Origin of the sequence: Promineifilum sp. (SeqCode), assembly GCF_041918635.1 — a bacterium.
Classification (GTDB): domain Bacteria; phylum Chloroflexota; class Anaerolineae; order Promineifilales; family Promineifilaceae; genus Promineifilum.
The window spans coordinates 1-5,663 of the sequence record NZ_JAYRVJ010000345.1 but is presented as its reverse complement, the minus strand read 5'-3'; the positions used below and the strand labels follow the sequence as shown (position 1 = coordinate 5,663).

The 5,663-nt window shown below is 65.5% G+C and carries 5 protein-coding genes; 3 read left to right on the top strand and 2 right to left on the bottom strand.

Annotated elements, in window-relative coordinates:
• Together ACE3UY_RS11060 and ACE3UY_RS11055 are read right to left on the bottom strand one after the other, a co-directional pair.
• The coding region (locus tag ACE3UY_RS11060) for a M12 family metallo-peptidase (protein ID WP_374687588.1) at positions 1-1,328 on the bottom strand (1,328 nt) is incomplete at its 3' end.
• A 225-nt stretch (positions 1,329-1,553) separates the two neighbouring features.
• Positions 1,554-2,657, bottom strand: a complete 1,104-nt coding sequence (locus ACE3UY_RS11055; protein WP_374687587.1) for a hypothetical protein — start codon at positions 2,655-2,657, stop codon at positions 1,554-1,556.
• A gap of 372 nt (positions 2,658-3,029) precedes the next feature.
• On the opposite strand from ACE3UY_RS11055, the gene ACE3UY_RS11050 reads away from it, so the two are divergent.
• The 3 genes from ACE3UY_RS11050 to ACE3UY_RS11040 form a co-directional block, all read left to right on the top strand.
• Positions 3,030-4,496 carry an alpha/beta hydrolase gene (locus ACE3UY_RS11050; RefSeq protein WP_374687586.1) on the top strand — a complete coding sequence of 489 codons (1,467 nt, stop codon included), beginning with the start codon at positions 3,030-3,032 and terminating at the stop codon, positions 4,494-4,496.
• 53 nt (positions 4,497-4,549) lie between these two features.
• Entirely contained in the window at positions 4,550-5,281 is a 732-nt protein-coding gene (locus ACE3UY_RS11045; protein ID WP_374687585.1) for an ATP-binding cassette domain-containing protein, read from the top strand.
• A partial coding sequence (locus ACE3UY_RS11040; RefSeq protein WP_374687584.1) for an ABC transporter permease occupies positions 5,281-5,663 on the top strand: 383 nt, incomplete at its 3' end. The genes ACE3UY_RS11045 and ACE3UY_RS11040, both read left to right, overlap by 1 nt.

Genomic DNA, 5,663 nt, shown 5'->3' with positions numbered 1-5,663 from the left:
GTCGGCGTCGCCGTGGCCTCCACGCAGTTGGCGCGGAAGTTGGCCACGATGTGCCGGGCGTCAGTCATCGAGCGCACCAGGTCGGCGGCGTTGGCCGGGTCTACGTCGAAATCCACCCCCAGCGGCTCGCCCATGTACCAGATGTCGGGATTAGACCAGGCGTTGATGCGCGGGCAGCCGTTGGGGCAGTCGTAGGACATGATGTCGCGGAACGTCTGGTTAGGCGACTGGTAGCCGTAGGAGTAGGGGAAGAGCGGGCCTCCCTTGTCATTGGCCCGGTCGTGGGCGTTGCCCAGATTGTGGCCGAACTCGTGGGCCGTGGTGAGCGAACTGCACATGTAGTCGCCCGGATAGTCCAGCGCCGACACGCTGAACCCATAGAGATGCAGGCCGAGGTTAAGCTCGCCCAGCCGGAAGGCCATGCCGCACGCGCCGCTGCCCTGCGCCAGCAGCAGCCCCACCAGGTCGGCCTGGTAGGTGTTGCGCAGGTCGTGTAACTCATCCAGCGTGCCATCGCTCAGGCCCGACAGCAGCCCCAGTATCGCGCCGACATCGGCGCCCGTCTCGGCGAGACCCACTTCCATGGCCTGAACCAGCCGCCAGCCGAAGGGGGCCGCGCTGTCCCGATTGGCCGTGTTCATCTCGGCCACGCGCTGGTTGATGAGCGCGATTATGCCGGCCGTCCCGCCCGCGGCGTCCCGCGCCGCCGGCGTGTAGGCCAGCATGAGGTCGATGACCGAACCGTCCTCCTGGCAGCTCCCGGCCTGGGGCGCGACGCCTGACGCGGGCGGCAGCGGCGGCGGGTCGATGGTGTCCGGCCCGTTCGGCTCCGGCGCGTGGGGATCATGCTCGTAGACGGTGTACAGGCCGGGCGTCGCGTCGCCGGCGTAACGAATGACGGCCCACTCCTGCCCCCGCCGCCAGACGCTGCCGGCCAGTACGCCATCCTGCACCGACAGGCTGACGCGCCCGCCCGGCTCGCCGGCCAGCGCGCCGATCCACACGTAGCCGCCCGTCACCGAGTAGTCCACTCGCTCGCGTGTCGCGGCCAGGCTGACGTCGTCGAATAGGTTCAGGTGAAGCGCCTGCGTTTGCGGGGTTAGGACGTTCCAATTGACGCGCGCCGTCTGGACGCGCAAGGCGGGCGGCCGGTCAACTGACGCCGGCGCCAGGCCTGAGACAGGGGTGAAGAGCTGGTCATCACCTGAGGCGCTCAACTGATGACCGAACAACAGCAGGACGGCCACCAAGCCGGCGGCCAGCCCGACAAAGCGCAAACTATTACGTTGGCGTGACGAACCAGCCTGAGGCGGCTGCACACTGCTCATTTACATCTCCGGACGGACTTCCGAGATGATGCTAAGAGGCATCCGAAGTAGTGTTTTTAGCCGCGGCCGAAATCACTCCTATCGGTGCGGCGTGAGGCTGAAGTTTAGATGGATATCCGGGGAAAGGCAAGTAAAGTATGGGCGCACGCAAAGAGCCAAAGCCCCAACGCTAAGGGAGAGGGTTAAAGGGCTACCCGTTTTGACGCCTGGCCCGGCGGCCACGATCTACTCGTGAATAAGGGCGGGCAGATAGAGCTGCATGACAGGGCATGTCCCGGTCGCAGCGTACTTCAGGTCGCCGTCTGTGTAGTTGTAGTAACTGATGCGCGGATTGTCGCAAGCGTCCAAGGCCAGCGAGGCGTAGAGACCTACGTCCCCGACGCTGTCGACTGTCTCGATGGCCCAGCTCATCCCATCCCAGGCGGCGTACTTTAGATCGCCCTTGGCGCGATCGCTGTAGCCAATGCGCGGCCGCCCGTCAGCGTCCAGCGCCAGAGAGGTACTGCCACCCACGTTCGCCGCGCTGTCAACCGTCTGGATATCCCAGCTCGTCCCATTCCAGGCGGCGTACTTCAGGTCAAAGTTGTCGCCGTCAACGTAGCTGATGCGCGGCCGGCCGGCGGCGTCCAGCGCCAGCGAACTGTCCCAGCCCACAGTCCCGGCGTTGTCGACCGTCTCGACAGCCCAGCCCGTTTCGCCCCGGACGGCATACCTGAGAGTATTCCTGGCATGATAACTGATGCGCGGCCGGCCGGCGGCGTCCAGCGCCAGCGAGGTGTACCAGCCGCCCCCGTCGCCGTCGACCACCTCGATGTCCCAACTCGTCCCGTTCCAGGCGGCGTACTTCATGTCACTCTGGTTGTTGTCCTGGTAGCTGATGCGCGGCCGGCCGGCGGCGTCCAGCGCCAGCGAGTTGTACAGGCCCACGTTCAGTTCGCTGTCGACTGTCTCGACATGCCAGCGCATCCCGTCCCAGGCAGCATACTTCAGGTCGCCGTAGCCATTGTCGTGGTAGCTGATGTGCGGCCGGCCGGCGGCGTCCAGCGCCAGTGACGTGTAGAAGCCCGCGTACCCCGTGTCGTCAACCGTATGGATGTCCCAATTAGTCCCATTCCAGGCGGCGTACTTCAGGTCGGCGTTGGCGCCGTCGCGATAGCTGATACGCGGCCGGCCGATACCGTCCAGCGCCAGCGAGGCGCCCCAACCGACGCTCTCGGCGCTGTCGACTGTCTCAGTCTGCCACGTCAGGGCCAGGGTGGGCGCAGTTAGCAAGAGGAGCAATAGCAGCAGCGCCGGCAAGCGGCGCGGGCGAGTCGCATCGGTCGTCATTGGCATCCTCCCAAAGCCGGCATGGCTGCCCGGCGGACGTGACAAGCGACAAGCATAGAGCGGCGCGAGCGGCGTGCGCCACTCTCATGATAGAAGCATTGTAACTCGGAATGCAGACAAGCACCATCCGGTGTTTTGCTGCTCCATACCCCGGTATTTTTGCCACCCTGTTTGACACGCGCCAAGCTCTCGAATCATTTCTCGCCCGTCCCTAACCTGCTATACTACGCGCTGGCGGCTCCACCCAACCCAAGACCCTGCCCCTTCATGAACCCACCCCAACTCAGAAGAATCATCAGCACATTGGGCAGGTTGAGCAGATTTTCAGAGAGCCGCTGGCGCGAGCCGCATCATTCACAAATGACCCAGGTTATGAGACGCTTCACCATTTATTCGCTCTTGCTACTGGCGCTGTGTCTGACGGCCTGTTCCGGCGACCAGAGCGACACCCGCCAGCCCACCATCGCGCTGGAGCCGTGCAGCCTCACCGGCAGCGTCAACGCCCAGTGCGGCACGCTGACCGTTTATGAGGATCGCGCGGCGGCGGCCGGCCGCACCATCGATCTCAACATCGCCGTCCTGCCCGCCACGGGCAGCAGCAGCGTCGTCGAGGATGACCCGCTCTTCCTGCTGGCCGGCGGCCCCGGCCAGGCCGCCACGGAAGCGTACGCGCAGGCGGTCTTCCTGTTCGAGGAGGTCAACCGCACCCGCGACCTCGTGCTGGTGGATCAGCGCGGCACGGGCCAATCGAACGGCCTGAATTGCGAGGTGCTGGAAGACGAGACCCTGCCGGCCGACCTGCCTGACGAAGAGCAGATCGCCCTGCTGGAGCAGTGCCGCGTCAACCTGAGCGAGCGGGCCGACCTGAGCCTCTACACCACCGACGCCTTCGTGGCCGACCTCGACGACGTGCGCGCCGCGCTGGACTATGACACGATTAACCTCTACGGCGCATCCTACGGCACGCGCGCGGGGCTAACCTACATGCGCCGCTTTCCGGAGCGCGTGCGCAGCGCCGTCCTCGATGCCGTGGCCGGGTCGGAGCTGGTGCTCTTCCTGCATATGCCGCGCGACGGCCAGCGCTCGCTCGACCTGCTGTTCGAGCGCTGCGCTGACGACGCCGCCTGCAACGAGGCCTTCCCCAGTTTCCGCGCCGAGTACGAGGCGGTGCTGGCCCGGCTGGAGACGCCGCAGCCGTTCACCGTGGCCGACCCGCTGAACAACAAACCGCTCACCTTCGAGCTGGACCGCGATTTCCTGTCGCAACTGGTCTTCAACAGCCTCTATAGCGCTGAGTTCCAGGGGTTGTTGCCACTGCTGGTGCATCACGCGCACGAGACGGGCGACTACGCGCCGCTCATCTTGCAGGGGCTGGCCATCACCTCTAGTGTTGGCCTCTACCCTGGTCTGCTCTACGCCGTCACCTGTTCCGAGGACGCGCCGCTCATCGACACAGCCGAGGCGGCCAGCATCCAGGCCGGGACGAGCTTCGGCGACTTCAGCCAGCGCTTCCTGACCATCTGCGCCAACTGGCCGCGGGCGGAGATGGCCGCCGACTTCCGCGAGCCGCTGATCAGCGACATCCCGACGCTGTTGCTGAGCGGCGCGGCCGACCCGGTGACGCCGCCGGAGTACGCCGAGCAAGTGGCCGCCGGCCTCGGCAACAGCCGCCACCTCATCATTCCCGGCTTCGGCCACGGCGTCATCGGCGCGGGTTGCACGCCCCGGGTCGTGGCCGAGTTCATACGCACCGCCGACCCGGCGGCGCTAGACACAACGTGCCTGGATGAGTTGGAGCCGCCGCCGTTTTTTGTGTCGTTTACTGGCCCAACACCATAGAAACCGAGTTTCTTCCGAGAAACTCGGTTTCTATGCTGAGGTCTAGAGCTACCATGATCCAAGTCACCACTCTCACCAAATCCTTCGGCCCGATACACGCCGTGCAGGACGTGTCCTTCAGCGCGCCCGACGGGTTGATCACCGGCCTGCTTGGCCCCAACGGCGCGGGCAAGAGCACGACAATGCGCCTTGTCGCCGGGGCGCTGGAGCCGGACAAAGGCCAGACGACCATTGACGGCTTCGACACGCACACGCAACGGCTGGAAGCACAGGCCCGGCTGGGCGTGTTGACCGATGCCCACGGCCTCTATCAACGCCTGACCGCCCGCGAGAACATCCGCTACTTCGGCCATCTGCGCGGCCTGGGCGGCCAAGAGCTGGAGACGCGCATCGACGAGTTGATCGCCCTGCTCGACATGGCCGACATTGCCAACCGCCGCACGGAGGGCTTCTCCACCGGCGAACAGGGCAAGGTGGCTATCGCCCGCGCCCTCGTCCACCAGCCGCAAAACGTCATGCTCGACGAACCGACGGCCGGGCTGGACGTGATGAGCACGCGGGCCATGCGCGGCGTCATCCGCAAGCTGCGCGAAGACGGCCGTTGCCTGCTCTTTACCAGCCACATCATGCAGGAGGTCGCCATGCTGTGCGACAACATCGTCGTCATCGCCGGCGGCCGCGTTGTGGCCCAGGGTTCGCCCGACGAACTGCGCGCCCGCACCGGGCACGAGAACCTCGAAGATGCGTTCGTGACCATCATTGGCACGAAGGAGGGGTTGATTTGATGCTCAGGCGTCTCTGGTACATCGTTCAAAAGGAAATCCTGGACAATCTGCGCGACCGCCGCTCGGTGGGCAACGCGCTCTTCGCCGTGCTGATCAACCCTCTGCTCTATGTGGTGCTGTTCGGCTTCCTGAACCGGACGTTTACCGCGCAGGCGGAACGACCGCTGGCGCTGCACGTCCTGGGCGCGGCCAACGCGCCCAACCTGGTGCAGTTCCTCGACCAGAACAACGTCGATATCCTGGAAGCGCCGGAGGACGCCGAAGAGGCGGTGCGGCGCGGCGATATGGCCGTGGTGCTGGTCATCCCCGATGATTTCGGCCAATCGTTTACCCGCGGCGCGCCGGCCCAGGTGCGGTTGCTGGTGGACGACTCGAACCAGAG

Excerpts from the sequence above, each read along its gene's own strand:
- ACE3UY_RS11055 (WP_374687587.1), bottom strand. The coding sequence starts at position 2,657 with ATGACGACCGATGCGACTCGCCCGCGCCGCTTGCCGGCGCTGCTGCTA.
- ACE3UY_RS11045 (WP_374687585.1), top strand. The coding sequence starts at position 4,550 with ATGATCCAAGTCACCACTCTCACCAAATCCTTCGGCCCGATACACGCC.
- ACE3UY_RS11050 (WP_374687586.1), top strand. The coding sequence starts at position 3,030 with ATGAGACGCTTCACCATTTATTCGCTCTTGCTACTGGCGCTGTGTCTG.